Source organism: Nocardia sp. NPDC057272 (assembly GCF_042668615.1).
Lineage (GTDB): Bacteria > Actinomycetota > Actinomycetes > Mycobacteriales > Mycobacteriaceae > Nocardia.
Window position 1 is genome coordinate 194,123 of sequence record NZ_JBHUYK010000004.1, and the last position, 16,579, is coordinate 210,701.

Below are 16,579 nucleotides of genomic sequence, written 5' to 3' on the forward strand. Positions count from 1 at the left end.
CCTGTGTGAAGGTCCACTCGTCCTCGTGTTCAGGCCCTGCGGACCGGCGGAGGCGTCCAGGTGCCGTTGAGCGCTTCCGTACGAGGGGCATACAGCCGCATGGTGATACCGAGCGGCCCGCTCGGCGCGGGCAGCCAGTTCGATTCGCGCTCTGGTCCCGGGTTGGTGTGGGAGATGTAGATGTCGAGCGAGCCGTCGGAATTCTTCACCAGTGCGTCGCGGTCGCCGATGGCGAAGCGGTCGAGTTCGTTCGGCGCCTGGAACCCCTCGTCGTCGTACATGGTGACCGACCAGAACGCCGCCACCGGCGGCAGCTCGCCCGCGTCGAAATGGATCACGTAGTCGGTATCGCCGTCGAGCGGCTTGCCGTCGGCGTCGGCGGCCAGCAACGGGTAGATCGCGTCTTCGGGCGGGTTGGCGCCCAAGCCCGCCAACGTGATGGCCGAGCGCCGGAAATAGTCGTTGCCGTACACCCCGATGTTGGCGAGCACGCTGATCCACCCGTTGACCGGTGGCGCCAGCTCTTTCGGTGCCGCCATCACCGCCGCTCGCGCCGCCTTCACACCGGCTTCGATGTCGGCGAGCTCGTCGGTGGCGAATCGGGTGGCGTCGAAGTCCTGGCCGACAACGATACCCAGCCGGGCGATGCGCGCGAGCTGGGAGAAGTCGGTTCCGTGTGGCGGGTCGACCTTCAACGCCGCCGCGGCACGGACGAAGAACTCCGTCGCCGACATCGCGTTGACCTGGCGAAGCGGTTCGGTCTCGCTCGCCGAGCTCGGATCGGCCTCGAACGGTCCCGGGGCGGCCAACTCGGTGATCTCGAGTCCGGCCTGGAATTTGTTGACCGCCACGTAGTCGGCGGGCCCGTTGGTCTGGGTGCGGCCGATCATCCACACATGGTTAGTCGGCGCGTGGATCACGGGCAGGTCAGCGGGAAGATCACCGGTGTAGCCCGGGCCGACGACGACGAAGTCCAGTTCGCCGGTGCCGGTGGTGCGCTTGCCTGGATTGGCGAAAACATCAGTCCACGCGTCCAGCATCGGGAGCATGTAATAGCGGTCGCCACTGTCAGGAACATGGACCTGCACAGGACCGCGGGTCAGATCGAGCCAGGCCGAGGAGTAGAGCGTGTCGAAATTCGGGCGAACCACTGCCCGAAAATGGACATCAGGGAACTCGTGGATGTGGTGGAACTGGTTCGGTGGCCCGAACCCCGGAGTCGAGTCCGCCGGGGAGTTGGTTTGCTGCTCGCGAGTGACGTCCATCGTGACGAGGGAGTACAGGTAGACATACGCTTCGTAGCTCAAGGTTTTCAGATCGCTGGACAATACGCTCACAACGCCTCCATCGCATCGATCGACAACGGGACAACGCCTGTCGGACACCAGCGCAGAGCGAATAGTCCGGACCGGCGAGCAGTCAGAACTCCGATGGCATCGCTTGGCAAATTCCTATCCTGCACCTGCCGGTGCACGGTGGAAAAGATCCGACCCATATCGAAATCTTCTTGTGTCGCCGGGTTCGGGCCGCTGCGTCGCCCTACTCGAGCGTGAATACAGTGACGAACCGGTGTGGCGCCGGATGAACGAGCGAACAAGAAGCCGCATCGGTCGGGACACGCGCCCGCGTGACGACAGGGAAACGGCGGCCGATTCACTAGTGTCCGGGGTCATGTTGCGAATCATCCGGAGAGTGAGTTACGCCGTCTCAGCGCTGGCCATTCTGTCGCAGCCGACCGCGCACGCCGATGTCGTCAATCTGCCACCGCACGAGAAGACTTTCGAGTCGGGTATGGGCAGTTTCACGGTCGGCACCCACGATGAAGTCATCAATCGAATCGCGCCGTTGAACAGCACCCCCACCAGCCGTGAAGCGTTGGTCTCCACGGTCGCGTACGGACGGCTCGACGGGCAGGCCGAGGGCGTGCTCAAGACCGGATACTCCGTGGGCTGTCCGGCCAGGATCGGTGCTGTGCTTCCCGGCATCGATCCCACCACAGAATTCGGGCTCGAGGGGCCGCAGCAGAACTACGCGACGGAGCAGGTACAGCGGCAGGCGACGGAGCAAGCGCAATCGCAGACTACCGAGCAGTCGAGTTCCGGCGAATCGGTGCAGTCCCAGACGCAGGAGTCCGGGCAGGTACAAGAGTTCGAATCGGGACAGGTGCAGGAGTTCAACGGCATCCTCCCCTCCATCGCGATAGACCCGGGTCTCTTCCTGGAATTGGACCTGCAACCCGGCGACATCACCAATGTCGACATCGGGGACGGCAAGCCACTCATCCCGGGCAAGACCGTGCAGATCGTGACCCGCGACTTCCACATCAAAGTCGACAACTGCATCGGCCCGGCCACCATCCGCCAATACACCTACGTGCTGACCAAAACACCGGAAGTCGACGACAGCGGAGCGGTGTTCGGCGAGCCCACCACACTGTAGTGAGCCCCGCACCGCGCGGCGATGCACGCGAGCGGCTGGAATTCGTCGCGGAGGCCGTGCCCGGCGACTTCATCTTCGTGCCACCGTATGTCCCGCACCAGGAAATCAACGCCAGCACTCACGAACCCTTGGATTGTGTGCTGGTGCGCAGCGACAGCGAAGCCGTCGTCGTCAATCTCGACATCGAGCCGATCGAGAAGCCCGACGCCGTCCATTGGATAGACCCCATCCACCACCAGCCGTAGTCCTTCATTCCGGCGAAAATCGGTCCGGTGATTCACTGTCGCCGAAGTCAGCCGGCCACAATCGCGGACAGTCGCGACTCAATTGTGCACCAGCGGACCCAGAGCCTTGCCTGCCAGCTCGAGGATGCCCGGCTCGTGACCGTTGGCGACCATGTTCACGATGATGCCGTCGACCCCGTGATCCAGGATGCGGCGCTGGATCTGCTCGGCCACATCGTCGGGGGCTCCGGCGAACACGCTGTCCGCCGAGATCACCACCACGAGATCGCGCTGCATGAACTCCTGCGCCAGTTCGCGGGCTCGGTCGCCGTTCTCGTCGATGACGACGACGGCGCGGAAGCTGGTCTCCAGGGTCTGTGGGTCACGCCCGGCCTCCTCGCAGCGCTGCCGCAGGGTGGCCAATTTCTGGGGCAGGTCGCTGGTGTGGCAGAGGATGTTCAGGTGGTCGGCGTATCGCGCGGCCAGGCCGAAGGTCTTCTTCTCACCGCCGCCACCGAGCAGGATCGGCAGGTCGTCGCGTACCTGCGGCTCGTTGATCGCGTTCTCGGCGCGGTACCACTTGCCCTGGAAGGTGGGCCGCTGCCCGCGCAGCATCGGCGAGATGATCTGCAGCGCCTCGTCCAGCCGCTGGAACCGCTCGGTGAAGCTGCCGTATTCGAAGCCGTAGCCGCGGTGCTCGAGCTCGAACCAGCCCGCGCCGATGCCGAGGGCCGCGCGGCCGCCGCTGATCACGTCCAGCGTCGTGACGATCTTGGCCAGCAGCGCCGGATTGCGGTAGGTGTTGCAGGTCATCAGGGTGGCCAGCTGGATTCGCTCGGTGACGGTGGCCAGCCCGGCCAGGGCGGTGTAGGCCTCCAGCATCCAATCCTCGGGCTGCCCATAGACCTGATAGAAGTGGTCCATGAAGAGCACGGCATCGAATCCGGCTGCCTCCGCCTCCTGCGCCTGCGCAATGACCTTCGGGAACAGTTCGCGCGGAGAGCCCCGCGTAGCCGAAGTAGGGCATCTGGTATCCGAGACGAATGCTCATGTTCGACGACCCTACGGTCGTTTCCCGCGTCGACCGCAGCGATAATCCATGGCAATCAACCGGGCGTCACACGGTAATGGCCGCAAGTTCACCGATTGCCGCCCCGTGCCGCAGTACGATGAGTGCGCGAACCTGATACTCGATCAGGTCGAGGCCTGGGTCGGCGCCCCGCTGCCCTCGCACACCGGAGTCGCGGCATGAATATCGTCGTCTGGATCATTTCCGGCCTACTGGCCGCGATGTTTCTCCTGGCCGGTTCGATGAAACTCGCCAAATCCAAAGAACAGCTGGTCGCCGACCCGAAAATGGGCTGGGCCGAGCCCTTTCCGGAAGGCCTGATCAAGTTCATCGGCGCGGCCGAAGTCGCCGGCGCACTCGGCCTGATCCTGCCCGGCGTGTTCGACATCGCCACCTGGCTGGTGCCCGCGGCCGCCATCGGCCTCGCGGTGATCATGGCCGGCGCGGCCGTCACGCACGGGCGCCGCGGCGAATGGTCGAACGTCGTGATGACTGTGGTGCTGCTGGCATTGGCGGTGTTCGTCGCGGTGGAACGGATCGGCCCGCACGCGTTCTGACGTCGGTCCCAGTGGGCGGGACTGTACCGGTCAATTGTCCAATTCGCTGGTTGTCGTCGGCGCTCGGCAACTACGGTGCCGCGCATGTCTCGCACTCACCGCATCCTCGTAGCCGCGGCCCTGGCCGCTGTCCCCTTCGCCACGGCAGCGCCGGCCCCCGCGGCTCCGGTCGTGAACAAGGTCGTGGTCGTCGGCATCGACGGCACCCTGTGGAGTGAGGTGTCGGCGGCCGATGCCCCCAACCTCGACCGCCTGGCCGCGCAGGGCACCCTGGCACGCACCTCCATCGCCCCGCACACCACCATGTCGTGCGTTTCGTGGGCAACGGCGTTGACCGGCGTATGGGATACCAAGCACGGAATTCAGGACAATGGATCCACCTGCAACGCAGGACCTTTCGCGCAATATCCGACGGTGTTCACGCAGGTGGAGCGGGAGCGGCCGGCGCTGTCGACGGCCTCCATCGGGACCTGGGACAAGATCGGCATGATCGCGCGCACCGGCAGCCCGCAGGCCGATCGGGTGGCCGTCACGCAGATCGATCCCACCGGTGCGGGCGTCTGTGAGACCACCGCCGATTCCGAGGCCACCGCGCAGGTTGTCTCGGCCATCACCGAGCAGGGAACCGATCTGCTGTTCACGCACCTCGATCAGGTGGACATCGTCGGGCACACGCTGCGCGGAATCTGGCCGCAGGCCTATCGCGATGCCATCGGCCGCGTGGACAACCTGGTCGGGCAGATCACCGCTGCGGTGGACGCGCGGGCGGCGTCGCATTCGAACGAGCGGTGGACGATTCTGGTCACCACCGACCACGGACACAAGCCGGACGGGGGGCACGGCGGTCAGAGCGCCCACGAGACAGCCAGTTTCGTGCTCGCGCGGGGAGCGGGGTTCGCGGCGGGAACAGAGAACAACGGCTACACCCTCGCCGACATCACACCGACCGTGCTGGATCTGCTCGATGTCTCGGCTCCCGCGAATCTCGACGGCGCGTCGATATTGACGGGCGGTTCGGGCAACCCGGCACTACCCGCGCCGAACACGCCGCCGGTCGACTCCGGGATCACCGGTTCGTCGTCCGGTTCGGCGCAGGCGGCCATGGTGGCGAATCCGTTGTGCATCCTGGGAAGTGGATCGGCGAGCGGTTCGTCCGAGCGATAGTCCCCGCCGCTCAGCGGGGTGCGATCCGGAACAGCCCGCTCATCGTGCCCTGATAGAGGGTGCGGTCAGGGGCGATGGTGCCGACCATCTGCAGGGTGTTGTGCACGGCGGTGGCCCCGATGACCTTCTCCGTGTCGACGCGTCCGGTAGCGGCGTCGATCACGGTGTAGCGGAAGGTATCGGTCAGCCCGGCGCTGCCGGTCGAAATGATGCTGTGGCGCGCGACGGTGTAGATCTTGCCGTCGGCCACCGACAGACGTGGAACCGCCGCGGACAGAACATCATTGGTCCACTTCACCTGACAGCCGGAACCGCTGACGTCTACGCGGACCATGCCCCCGGTGAACGAAGCATGCGCCGGGTCACTGTCGCCCGCCCCCTCCGGCACCGCGGGATACGGGTACCCGTAGGTGCTGGCGACGAAAAGGCTGTTGCCGGAACCGATCGGCGAGTTCTCGGTGCCCTTGACCGTCGGCACCGAGCACACCGGATTGCCGCCGGCAGTGTCGAACACGAGCAGATTTTCCTTCGGCACGGCATTGTCGGTGATCGCCACGTACTCGGTGCCGCTACCGGGGCCGAAGAAGGTGGGAGTGGCGCCGGTCCCCCAGGAGAGCTGACCGGGCTTGCGGGCCGGACCGCGGTCATAGGCCTGGCGCCACACGATGCGGGGACCGCCGGTGTCGTCGACATCCACCAGGTACAGCGCATGGGTGGTGGCGATCGAGACGCCCTCGGGTGCGGTGGAAATGCTGTTGGCGACCTTCTCCCCCGGGCCGAGCACGATCGAGCGGGCCGCGCCGGTCGCCGGATCGGAGTAACCCGCCGCCGCGTTGTCGGTGGCGAACCACACCCGGCCGTCGAAGTCGGGCATCACCGAACTCACGGCGTCGCAGCCGCTACCACCGCAATGGCCCGTGACGGCTTGCGCTATATCGGTTCTCATCTCGATGAACAGCTTCCAGTCGTCGCCGTCCTTGCGGTGGCCGATCCGTAGCAGCTGACCGCTGCCGTCGACGGTGACCATGCGGTCGTCGCTGTCGAGATAGGCGTACACACCACCGAGGAGGCTGCCCTTGGCCAAGTCGAGGGAGGCGAGGGGCTGCCCGCTACCGGGGTCGAGCAGGAACACCTTCGGGGCCCGGTCGATGATCTTGGTACACAGCGCCTGCGGAATCCCGTCCGCGCCTTGCAGAATGGTCGGACACGCGGCGGCGAGTTCGCGGAAGTCGCTGTCGATGCTTCCGGTTCCGGGACCCGCGAAAGGCGTGGCGTCGGAAGACTCGGCATCCCCGTGCATCGTCGCGGTTCCCGGCGGGCCCAGGTGCGGATTCGCGGGCGGTAGCGAACCGAACTCCGCGGCGGCGGTTCCGGTGGTGACCATGAGCGATACGGTCAGACACAGCGCGGCGGTCGCGGCGATGCGACCCATTCTTGCGAACACGGGCGACTCCCTGATTCCTGCCATCGACGCGCTCGCTCGTCGGAGAGAACCCGCCTCGAAACAAATACTCGAACTCAGCCTTTCGAATATTCGTACAGCTCGCAGACTAGGGGACCACAGTCGCGACGGCAAGGTCCCGTCGGCGACCTTCGGGCGCACCGGTCGGCGCCGATGATTCCGGGGGTTGCGGGTACCTCGGCTCTGATCCGCGACCGCCGACTCGAGCGACGCCGGCACCGCGCGCACAACGTCATTCCACGATCTTGGTGAACACTCGATGCCATGGAACCCCTCGTGCCTGACGCTACCGACACCGAACCGATGCTGGTTACCACGCTCGATGCCTGGCGGTCGGGAGGTGATCAGCTGCCCGTCGACGACGACCGGACCGCCTGGGCCGCAGACGACGATTCGGCGCTCCTGGTTGCCGATGCGCTGCCGCCGACCGCACAGATCCTCGTCGTCACCCCGCGCGAGGCATCGCCGACCGCGGGACACCTGCCCGTCGGGAAGGTGCGGTGGGCCCGGCGCGGCCCGGCAGGCCGCCATACCGAACTGCTGCACCGGCCACCGACCGCGGAGACCCTCGACCTCCTGCCGCATCCCGAAGGCGGCTGGTTTCGCGAAACTTGGCGCAGTGCGCATACTTTCGCGCCCACCGACTATCCGGGCCCACGCGCCGCGGCGACCGGAATCCTGTTCCTGCTCCCCGAACACGAACAGTCGATCTGGCATGCGGTGCGCTCCGACGAAGTGTGGATGTGGCACCGAGGCGGACCACTGGAACTCGTGCTGGGCGGCGACGGCGACACTCCCACCACAACCGAATCCGTGATCCTCGGCCCAGCCATCGAATCGGGGCACCGCGTGCAGCAACTCGTGCCGGCGGGCAATTGGCAGGCGGCCCGGCCGTGCGGTGGCGAGGAAGTACTGGTGAGCTGCGTCGTCGCGCCGGGCTTCGATTTCGAGGACTTCCGGAGCTGAACCCACACTCGATCGCTGGAAATGGCGAGCTCCCGGTTCGCCATTCCACTGTTACCGGGTTGCTGATTGATTCCTCGGCGCGCAGGGAGCAGAGTTGCGTTACACAGCGCGACATCACCCCTTCGAGCACACGCTGATCGGAGAATCATGGGACACCGGACGAGTTTCGCAGTGTTTGTCGCGACCGCGAGTTTGTTCATTGCCACCGGCTGCGCGACATCGTCGGATTCCGGCGGCGATGCCACCAGCACATCGGCCGGCTCACAGGCCGAGCCCGCCTACGCCACCACCCTCAGGCCGGTGATCACCCAGCTCATGAAGGACAACGTCATTCCCGGTGCTGTCGTGGTCGTCAAATCGCCGAAGCAGGGGGATTGGACCGAGACATTCGGCACCCGGGTCATCGGGGCCGACGACCCCATGTCGGTGGACGACTACTTCCGCATCGCCAGCAACACCAAAACCATGACGTCGACGGTCATTCTGCAGTTGGTACAGGAGGGAAAACTCGCACTCGAGGACCCGATTGCCAAATATTGGCCCGATGTGCCGAACGGCGATGAGATCACCATCGCCCAGCTCTCCGAAATGCGAAGTGGGCTCTACAGTTACACGTTCGACCCACAGTTCAATGCCATGCTCGACAGTGACCCGAACAAGGTGTGGACGCCCGAGGAGTTGCTCGCTATCGCCTTCTCCCACCCGGTCAATTTCGCACCGGGGGAGAAATTCGATTACAGCAATACCAACATCATCCTGCTCGGCCTCGTCATCGAGAAGATCACGAAGATGTCGGCCGCCGAGAATTTCCAGCAGCGGATCTTCGGACCACTCGGCCTGAAGCACACCTCGCTGCCCGCGGCGGCGGACCACTCGATCCCCGATCCGCACCCGCAGGGGTACGCCTTCGGCACCAATGTCTCCACCATCGACACCTTCGCCCTGCCGCCCGAGCAGCAGGCCGCCGCGCTCGCGGGCACGCTGCAACCCAACAACGCGACCGACGAGAGCCCGTCGTGGACGTGGACCGCGGGTGCCGCGATCTCGACGGTCGGTGATGTGGCCACGTACGTGCGGGCACTCGTCGAGGGCGACCTGCTGGACGAGCAGATGCAGCGAGTACGGATGGACAGCATCCAGCCGATCGATCCGGCCGCCCCCGATGTCGCCGGATACGGTCTCGGCATCGTCCGATTCGGGTTGCATCTGTTCGGGCACGACGGTCAGATTCCGGGGTACATGACCTTCATGGGCCATGACCCGGAGTCCGACCTCACGATCGTGGTCGCCACGAACCTCGCGACGGTGCCGTCGGGCGAAGGGTCGGCACTGGTGCTGGTCAAGGGCATGCTGCCGACCTTCTACGGGAGCGAGGCGGTGCCGGGCAGCCCGGCCGCGCCGAACACCGGCGCGACGACCGCGCCCACCAGCCCTGCTCCACCGACCACCACCAGCCGGTGACGCGGGCCGGCCACCCGAACCGATGTCCGCTTCACACGATGACGCCCGGCTGATCCGATGTTCGCATGTGGTGAGGTGATCCTTGCTTTACTGCTCGAAGGAGATATCGGAGTCTACGGAGGTGTCATCGACGGTGCCCGCTCGACGATTCGCCCGACAATGGGCCGCGCACCTGGCTGCGGTGACCACTCCGGTACGCGGCGAAGACGAGCTCGTCGACGTCCTCGAAGATCTCCTGGACCGGGTGCTGATCGCGCTGGCCAACCCCGCTTGGGATCCCACCATCGGCGAGAACCTCGGGATCGCCGTCGCCGATCTCGGTTTCCGCTCCCCCGCTGTCATCGATGCCTCGCTGCCGACCCTGTGTGAGGTCTGCCGGCACGCCGGAACGACACCCGAGGTTCTGACGAGCCTGGCCTCGCGATTCGGCCTCGGCGTCGGGCGCGGTCTGACCTCCGAGTCGGTGACCCCGCATGCCGCCGACGGCTTCGAGATCGCGTTCCGCCACGCGTCGGTGGCGATGTCCATCGGCGACGCCCGCGGCCGCATCATCGACGCCAATCCGGCTTTCGAACGCCTGGTGGGGTACCCGCTCGACCAGCTACGGGGACTCGACGGCTTCGACCTGGCCGGCGACACCGCCGACGTCGAGCGCCGGCGCATTTTCGACGAACTCGCCGGCAACGACTCGGGCGCCGTGCGGTTCGAAAGCGAACAGCCTCGCCCGGACGGGACCACGAGGTGGGTCGGCTGGACGATTACCCAGTGCGTCTCGGCCGACGGCGAACGGGCTTATCTGCTCGGCTTCGGCCAGGACCTCACCGAACAGCACACCGCCGCGCAACGGCTGCACTGGCAGGCCCACCACGACCCGCTCACCGGCCTGACCAACCGGCGTGGCCTGCACACCGCGCTGCACTCGCTCGTCGGCGACGCCCACCCCGGCCAGTGCGCGGCGGTGTGCGCACTCGACGTCGACGGGTTCAAAGCGGTCAACGACACCTACGGACATGCCGTGGGCGATCAGATCCTCGTCGAGCTCGCCGAACGCCTGCGGCGATGCTTGAGCACCGATCAGGAGCTGCTGGCTCGCCTCGGCGGGGATGAGTTCATCGTCGTGCTCCCCCCGTCCGCGGTCGATCGAGCGCGCAAGACCATCGATCTGCTCCACGCCGCGGTGGTCGATCCGTTCGCCCTGCCCGACGGACCGATATCGGTATCGGTCAGCATCGGCGCGGTCGTGACGCCCTTGACCGGCAGACGCGTTCCCGAACTGCTCGCCGAGGCCGATGACTGCCTCTATCAGGCCAAAGCGCTGGGCAAGAATCGGTGGATCCTGCGCACCGACGCGCAATCCGGTACCGACTCGACCGATTCGCGGGGCAGGCCCGAGATACCCCGCTGAGATTCCATCAGCTCCCGCGCGCGGCGAGTCAGAGGGCGATTCCGTCGAACATCAGCCGCTGTATCGCGATACTGAGCTCTCGTTGCCGTTCGGGCGGCCCACTGCCGTCCGTGATGGCCCGTTCCCCGGCGTCCCTGGCGCAGGCGATGACCCCGGCCAGGAGCATGCCCATCACAGCCTGCGCCGTGTGGTCGACATCGAGATCGGCGCGCAGGTACCCGCGTTCGATCCCGTGTTCGAGATAGCCGGCCGTGAGCGCGTTGGCCGAGTCGAGCACGCTGAACATTCGTTTGTTCAATTCGGCGTCGACACCGACCGTCCCGGTGAACAGGAACCGGGGAATGCGCGGGTCGGAGTACAGGATGTCGGTCAGTCCGTCGGCGATGCGGCCGACCTGGGCGCGGTAGTCGTCGAGGGTTTCCGCGGCGGCGGGGGCGTTGTCGGTCGCCAAGGCTTCCAGCACGCGACCGAACAGGTCGTCCACGACGTGGTCGATGATGTCGCGCTTGTTCTGGAAATACCGGTAGAAGGTGCCGTGGCCGATCCCCAGTCGCGCGGCGATGTCGGCGATCGAGGTGTCGTGGTAGCCGCTCGTCGCGAAGCAGTCGAAGGCGGCGTCGATGATGTCGCGGCGTGTTTCCTCGCGCATGCGTTCCGCTCGCTGAGCGCGTCTGTCTCCGAGTGCCTCTGGTCCGACCACGCCTGTGATGATAGCCTCCGTCAAAGTTGAGTGACACTTCATTCCGTAGATAGAATGACATGTCAGTCCATGCGTGTGGAGACAGAACAAGGGAGTTCGTCATGCGTGACCCGAAGATCGTCATCATCGGCGCCGGCGTCGCCGGGATCACCGCCGGCGTGATCTTCAAGCAGGCCGGCTTCGAGAACTTCGTGATCGTGGAGAAGGGCTCCGATGTCGGCGGGGTCTGGCATTGGAACCGCTACCCCGGACTGACCTGCGATGTTCCGTCGCAGATCTATCAGTTCGGCTTCGCACCCAAGCCCGACTGGTCACAGATCTGGGCCACCGGTGGCGAGATCCAGCGCTACCACCGCGATGTGGTCGAGCAGTTCGGTCTGACTGATCATCTCTCGCTGAACAGTGAGGTCACCGAGGCCGTTCACGGCGCCGACGGGTGGACCGTCACCCTCGCGGGCGGCCGAGAGATCAAGGCGGACTTCGTCATCGCCGCCACCGGCGTGCTGCACCACCCCTTCACCCCCGATATCGCGGGAATCGACCGGTTCACCGGTGCGGTGGTCCATACCGCCCGCTGGGACGACGCGATCGAGACCGTCGGCAAGCGCATCGCGGTGATCGGCAGCGGGTCCACCGGCGTTCAGGTGGTCTCCGCGCTGCAACCGCGAGCCGCGAAGTTGACCCAGTTCGCCCGCACCCCCCAATGGGTGCTCTGGGCTCCGATGGGTCTGCCCCAGCCGCGGCTGCTGGCCGAGCTGCTAGCCGCCGCGCCCGCCGCGCACCAGCGCCTCTACTCCACGCTGTTGTGGAGCTCGGGCATCCTCGCCGATATCGCGTTGAAACCGACGTGGCGGCGCCGCGCCGCGCAGCAGCTCGCCCGGTGGTCGCTGATCACCCAGGTGCGCGATCGGCGGCTACGAGCGGCGCTGACTCCCGACGACGAGCCGTTCTGCAAACGGCAGGTCCTCTCCGGCACCTATCACCGCGCGATCGGCGCCCACAACGCGGCGTTGGTGAGCGACGCGATCAGCGAGATCACCGAGACCGGGATCCGCACCGCCGACGGCACCCACCACGACCTCGACGTGATCGTCTTCGCGACCGGCTTCCACCCCCACAACTACATGCGCCCGATGAATCTGCGCGGCCGCGACGGACTGAGCATCGACGAGGCCTGGGCGAAGGGGCCACGCGCCTACCGGATGACCGCGATCCCCGGTTTCCCGAACTTGTTCACCGTGCTCGGCCCGAACTCGCCCACCGGGTCGATCTCGCTGCAGTACTCCGCGGAACTGACTGCCCGCTACATCACGCGGTGGCTGAAACGCTTCCGCGACAACGAGTTCGACACCGTGGAGGTGACCGAGGAGGCCACCGTCCGGTTCAACGACTCCGTCGCCGACGCCATGGGCCCGACCGTGTGGAACACCGGTTGCAACTCCTGGTACTTCACCGAGGAAAACACCATCGACCTGTGGCCTTTCGACCGCAAGACGATGGACACCCTGCTCACCGAACCCGACGACCGCGACTACCTGATCACTCACCAGGATGGAACTCTGTCATGACGACACGACACGTCGATGTACTGATCATCGGCGCCGGCCTCTCCGGCATCGGCACTGCCTGTCAGCTCGTTCGCGAGCAGACCGGCCGTAGCTTCGCGATCATCGAACGTCGCGACAACGTCGGCGGCACCTGGGATCTGTTCAAGTATCCGGGCATCCGGTCCGACTCGGACATGCTGACCTTCGGTTTCGGGTTCCGCCCGTGGATCGGCACCAAGATCCTGGCCGACGGGCCGAGCATCCGGAACTACATCGAGGACACCGCCCGCGAATACGGCGTCCTCGACCATATCCACTTCGGCCGCAGGGGAGTTCGCGCCTCCTTCGACAGCACCACCGGACTGTGGACGGGCGAAGTCCTCGACGAGCGCACCGGCGAGATCGAGACCTGGTCGGCGAATTTCCTCGTCGGCGCCACCGGCTACTACGACTACGACAGGGGCTATCAGCCGACGTTCCCCGGCGCCGCAGACTTCACCGGCCAGATCGTGCACCCGCAGCATTGGCCCGAGGACCTCGATTACCAGGGCAAGAAGGTCGTGGTGATCGGTTCGGGCGCCACCGCGATCACCCTGATCCCCGCGATGGCCGACGCCGTCGAGCACATCACCATGCTGCAGCGCTCGCCCACCTACATCCAGACGCTGCCCTCGAATGATCCCGTCGCGATCACCATGCGCACAGCGCGTGTGCCGGAGAAAATCGCTTATCGGATCGGCCGTGCCCGTAATATCGCCTTGCAGCGCGCCAGTTTCCAGCTCTCGCGCACCAATCCCGAGCTGGCCAAGAAGCTGTTCTTGAACCAGGTCAGACTGCAAGTGGGCGACAAGATCGACATGCGGCACTTCACGCCCGGTTACAACCCGTGGGATCAGCGTCTGTGCGTGGTACCCAACGGTGACCTGTTCAAGGCGCTGAAAAGCGGCAAGGCCGATATCGTCACCGACCGCATCGCGAAGTTCACCGAAAAGGGCGTGCTGACCGAGTCGGGCCAGGAGCTCGAGGCCGACATCATCGTCACCGCCACGGGTCTGAACGTACAGATCGTCGGCGGCGCCGAACTCGTGGTCGACGGTGTCCCGGTGGACCCGCACGGTTCGGTGCTCTACAAGGGTGTCCTGATCTCCGGAGTCCCCAATGCCATGATCATCCTCGGCTACACCAACGCGTCATGGACGCTCAAGGCCGACCTCGCCGCCACCTATTTCTGCCGGGTCCTCAACGCCATGCGCGACGGCGGATACTCCCGATTCTCGGTGCGGGCGGGTGCCGACGACATCGCCGAAGAGTCCGTGATGGGTGGCGACCTGACCTCCGGCTACATCAAGCGCGGCGACGGTGTCATGCCGCGACAGGGGCGGCGCTCCCCCTGGAAGGTGGTCAACAACTACTACCGCGATCGCGCCCTACTCGGCAAAGGCGAACTCCTCGACGGCGTACTGACGTTCGACCGTGTCGCCGCGCCCACGTCGCGGGGTTGATCCGATGATGTCGTGCCGGCGCACACAGTTCTATCAGCCCCTCCCGGAATCGACCGTCGGCAGCGCGGCCGCCGGGGAAATCCTGCGAATCAGATCGATGACCGCACGGATTGCCCCGGGAATCACGGTGCGGGCCGACGCGTATCGCGTGTTGTACCGTTCCACCGACCTTGCCGGAAAGCCGATCACGGTCTCGGGAGCAATTCTGGTTCCCCGCGATATCTCGGGAGCGCTGCCACTGGTCGGATTCGCTCCGGGCACCCAGGGAATGGCGCGTTCGGCAGCGGTGTCGCGGCTGCTCGAGCGCGGGCTGGAATACGAAGGAGTGTTCATCGCCGCCGCGTTGGCCCGCGGCTGGGCGGTGGCGGTCACGGACTACCCCGGGCTGGGAACCGAGGGAACCCATCCCTATGTGATCGGTCCGGCCAACAGCCGCGCGTTGCTCGACGTCATGCGTGCCGCGCGGTATCTGCTCACCACCCGATCCGCGCAGATCAGCCAGTACGGGATCTACGGCTACTCCGAGGGCGGGAACACCGCCGCCTGGGCCGCGCAGATCCAGTCGCTCTACGCTCCAGATCTGCCGTTGGCCGGTGTCGCCATCGGCGCGCCACCGGCCGACCTCGCCGAAATGGGTGCGAGCCTCGATCGCACCGCGGGCTTGTTCTTGCTGATGTACTCGGCGTTGGGGCTGGAAGCCAGTTTCGACAACCTGGATCTGCGCCGAAATCTCAACGCCGCGGGCAAGTTGACGCTGCCGGTGATTCGTCGACTGCATCCGCTGGCGCTCGCCGCGGTCGGGTTCGTCATCCCGAAGTCGCGGACCGTCTATCTGAGCACCGACCCGTTCGAGGATCCGGTGTGGATCGAGCGAATGCGTGAGGTCAGCCTCGGATACCTACCGCCGACAGCGCCGGTGCTCGTCGGGCACGGCCCCCGCGACCGGGTGGTCCCCTACCGCCAGACCGAACTGCTCACCCAGCGGTGGCGCGAACTCGGCGTCGAGGTCAGCGAACATCGGATCCGATTCGGTGGCCATTTCACCGCGGCACCGCAATTCGCCCGGGCCGGCTTCGCTTTCCTCGCCGACTGCTTCGCCGAACAGGACCGGACAGCGACCCCGACCGCCTCCTGAGCGATGCCGCCGGAGTTCGTCCGACGTTGCGCCACGCAGTACAGCCGGTGCCGACCCCTACGATGAAGAGCTGATGAGGACAGCAGGGCCATCCTGCGACCGACATGCCGTCCACAGTCGAGCCGGAGGCAGCAGTGACGTCACATCACTTCACCACCCAGATCGAACTCGGCGGAAAGACCGCTACCGGATTCCGGGTACCCGCCGACGTCGTCGAAGCGCTCGGCGCGGGGAAACGGCCGAGGGTCGTCGTGACCATCGGGCCCCACACGTTCCGAAGCACGGTGGCCGTGTACGGCGGTGAGTTCATGGTGCCCCTCAACGCGTCGAACCGCGAAGCCGCGGGTGTCAGCGCCGGAGACACCGCGGAGGTCACCGTCGAACTCGATCGCGAGGACCGCACCGTCGAGGTTCCCGACGATCTCGCACAGGCATTGGAGCAACGTCCCGGCTCGACAGCGGCATTCGCCGCGCTGTCCTACAGCAAGCAACGCGAACGCGTGCAGTCCGTCACCGAGGCCAAGCGTGCCGGCACCCGCGCCACCCGGATCGCCAAGATCGTCACCGAGCTCACCGGCGACGCCAAGATGTAACGAATTCAGTTCTGGCACAACGGAAACGTGGTGCGGGATGACCACGATAGACCGCGGACCCGTTCCGCTGCAACAGAATCCGCCAGCATCCTCGGCCCTGTGGCCGTTCGTCCCGATACCCCCGTCGCCGGTGTCGCGTTGGCCGGGCTGCTCGAGCCCTTCGAACTGACAGATCCCGGACTGATGTGGGCAGCGCTCTACGGCACCTGCCTGGCGCCGGTCGCGGCCTTTCTCGCGCATCCGCGCCGAGCCGCCAACATCCCCGACGTCCCGGTTCCCGCCGCCTGACGCCACGCCTGCCACAGCGCGTTCGTCTCGTCCTCGATCGTGTGCGCCGCCTCGCCCAGCACCCCGG

At 66.0% G+C, this 16,579-nt stretch carries 15 protein-coding genes and 1 pseudogene; 12 read left to right on the plus strand and 4 right to left on the minus strand.

Annotation, left to right across the window (positions count from 1 at the left end; genetic code table 11):
- Positions 1 to 29: 29 nt before the first annotated feature.
- Positions 30 to 1,337, minus strand: a complete 1,308-nt coding sequence (locus ACFULV_RS08165; RefSeq protein ID WP_378654482.1) for a DUF1254 domain-containing protein — start codon at positions 1,335 to 1,337, stop codon at positions 30 to 32.
- A 355-nt stretch (positions 1,338 to 1,692) separates the two neighbouring features.
- Here ACFULV_RS08165 and ACFULV_RS08170 point away from each other — a divergent pair, with 355 nt between their 5' ends.
- On the plus strand, positions 1,693 to 2,439 hold the full coding sequence (locus tag ACFULV_RS08170) for an MspA family porin (protein WP_378654484.1): 747 nt from the start codon (positions 1,693 to 1,695) through the stop codon (positions 2,437 to 2,439).
- Complete coding sequence (locus ACFULV_RS08175) at positions 2,439 to 2,684, plus strand: hypothetical protein (RefSeq protein WP_378654486.1); 246 nt, start codon at positions 2,439 to 2,441, stop codon at positions 2,682 to 2,684. The genes ACFULV_RS08170 and ACFULV_RS08175 overlap by 1 nt, the downstream gene beginning before the upstream one ends.
- Before the next feature lie 78 nt (positions 2,685 to 2,762).
- Here ACFULV_RS08175 and ACFULV_RS08180 read toward each other — a convergent pair.
- A pseudogene (locus tag ACFULV_RS08180) lies at positions 2,763 to 3,714 on the minus strand (TIGR03560 family F420-dependent LLM class oxidoreductase).
- A gap of 197 nt (positions 3,715 to 3,911) precedes the next feature.
- Here ACFULV_RS08180 and ACFULV_RS08185 point away from each other — a divergent pair.
- Together ACFULV_RS08185 and ACFULV_RS08190 are read left to right on the plus strand one after the other, a co-directional pair.
- Positions 3,912 to 4,289 (plus strand): DoxX family protein, encoded by a 378-nt coding sequence (locus tag ACFULV_RS08185; RefSeq protein ID WP_378654488.1) that lies wholly within the window; start codon positions 3,912 to 3,914, stop codon positions 4,287 to 4,289.
- An 84-nt stretch (positions 4,290 to 4,373) separates the two neighbouring features.
- A complete protein-coding gene (locus ACFULV_RS08190; RefSeq protein WP_378654490.1) occupies positions 4,374 to 5,453 on the plus strand; it encodes an alkaline phosphatase family protein in 1,080 nt (359 codons plus the stop codon).
- 10 nt (positions 5,454 to 5,463) lie between these two features.
- On the opposite strand, the gene ACFULV_RS08195 is transcribed toward ACFULV_RS08190, so the two are convergent.
- Positions 5,464 to 6,885: a hypothetical protein gene (locus tag ACFULV_RS08195; protein ID WP_378654903.1), complete on the minus strand. Its 1,422-nt coding sequence runs from the start codon at positions 6,883 to 6,885 to the stop codon at positions 5,464 to 5,466.
- Positions 6,886 to 7,452: 567 nt separating this feature from the next.
- On the opposite strand from ACFULV_RS08195, the gene ACFULV_RS08200 reads away from it, so the two are divergent.
- The 3 genes from ACFULV_RS08200 to ACFULV_RS08210 all read left to right on the plus strand — a co-directional run bounded on the left by ACFULV_RS08200 (position 7,453) and on the right by ACFULV_RS08210 (position 10,747).
- Positions 7,453 to 7,881 carry a cupin domain-containing protein gene (locus ACFULV_RS08200; RefSeq protein ID WP_378628349.1) on the plus strand — a complete coding sequence of 143 codons (429 nt, stop codon included), beginning with the start codon at positions 7,453 to 7,455 and terminating at the stop codon, positions 7,879 to 7,881.
- Between the two features lie 171 nt (positions 7,882 to 8,052).
- Positions 8,053 to 9,342, plus strand: coding sequence for a serine hydrolase domain-containing protein (locus ACFULV_RS08205; RefSeq protein WP_378654492.1), 1,290 nt, complete (start codon positions 8,053 to 8,055; stop codon positions 9,340 to 9,342).
- Between the two features lie 133 nt (positions 9,343 to 9,475).
- Positions 9,476 to 10,747: a diguanylate cyclase domain-containing protein gene (locus ACFULV_RS08210; RefSeq protein WP_378654494.1), complete on the plus strand. Its 1,272-nt coding sequence runs from the start codon at positions 9,476 to 9,478 to the stop codon at positions 10,745 to 10,747.
- A gap of 28 nt (positions 10,748 to 10,775) precedes the next feature.
- Here ACFULV_RS08210 and ACFULV_RS08215 read toward each other — a convergent pair whose 3' ends face one another.
- A complete protein-coding gene (locus ACFULV_RS08215; protein WP_378654498.1) occupies positions 10,776 to 11,396 on the minus strand; it encodes a TetR/AcrR family transcriptional regulator in 621 nt (206 codons plus the stop codon).
- A gap of 152 nt (positions 11,397 to 11,548) precedes the next feature.
- Here ACFULV_RS08215 and ACFULV_RS08220 point away from each other — a divergent pair, with 152 nt between their 5' ends.
- The 5 genes from ACFULV_RS08220 to ACFULV_RS08240 all read left to right on the plus strand — a co-directional run bounded on the left by ACFULV_RS08220 (position 11,549) and on the right by ACFULV_RS08240 (position 16,512).
- Positions 11,549 to 13,015 carry a flavin-containing monooxygenase gene (locus ACFULV_RS08220; protein WP_378654501.1) on the plus strand — a complete coding sequence of 489 codons (1,467 nt, stop codon included), beginning with the start codon at positions 11,549 to 11,551 and terminating at the stop codon, positions 13,013 to 13,015.
- A complete protein-coding gene (locus tag ACFULV_RS08225; RefSeq protein ID WP_378654504.1) occupies positions 13,012 to 14,496 on the plus strand; it encodes a flavin-containing monooxygenase in 1,485 nt (494 codons plus the stop codon). Before ACFULV_RS08220 ends, ACFULV_RS08225 begins: the two co-directional genes overlap by 4 nt.
- A gap of 97 nt (positions 14,497 to 14,593) precedes the next feature.
- Entirely contained in the window at positions 14,594 to 15,631 is a 1,038-nt protein-coding gene (locus ACFULV_RS08230; RefSeq protein ID WP_378654507.1) for a lipase family protein, read from the plus strand.
- Between the two features lie 134 nt (positions 15,632 to 15,765).
- Positions 15,766 to 16,224 (plus strand): DUF1905 domain-containing protein, encoded by a 459-nt coding sequence (locus ACFULV_RS08235; RefSeq protein WP_378654509.1) that lies wholly within the window; start codon positions 15,766 to 15,768, stop codon positions 16,222 to 16,224.
- Between the two features lie 99 nt (positions 16,225 to 16,323).
- Positions 16,324 to 16,512, plus strand: a complete 189-nt coding sequence (locus ACFULV_RS08240) for a hypothetical protein (RefSeq protein WP_378654512.1) — start codon at positions 16,324 to 16,326, stop codon at positions 16,510 to 16,512.
- The last annotated feature ends 67 nt before the right edge of the window (positions 16,513 to 16,579 follow it).

What these genes read in the sequence shown, in the direction of transcription:
- ACFULV_RS08230 (WP_378654507.1), top strand. Translation starts at nt 14,594, where the DNA reads ATGACCGCACGGATTGCCCCGGGAATCACGGTGCGGGCCGACGCGTAT.
- ACFULV_RS08225 (WP_378654504.1), top strand. Translation starts at nt 13,012, where the DNA reads ATGACGACACGACACGTCGATGTACTGATCATCGGCGCCGGCCTCTCC.
- ACFULV_RS08185 (WP_378654488.1), top strand. Translation starts at nt 3,912, where the DNA reads ATGAATATCGTCGTCTGGATCATTTCCGGCCTACTGGCCGCGATGTTT.
- ACFULV_RS08190 (WP_378654490.1), top strand. Translation starts at nt 4,374, where the DNA reads ATGTCTCGCACTCACCGCATCCTCGTAGCCGCGGCCCTGGCCGCTGTC.
- ACFULV_RS08195 (WP_378654903.1), bottom strand. Translation starts at nt 6,885, where the DNA reads ATGGGTCGCATCGCCGCGACCGCCGCGCTGTGTCTGACCGTATCGCTC.
- ACFULV_RS08215 (WP_378654498.1), bottom strand. Translation starts at nt 11,396, where the DNA reads ATGCGCGAGGAAACACGCCGCGACATCATCGACGCCGCCTTCGACTGC.
- ACFULV_RS08220 (WP_378654501.1), top strand. Translation starts at nt 11,549, where the DNA reads ATGCGTGACCCGAAGATCGTCATCATCGGCGCCGGCGTCGCCGGGATC.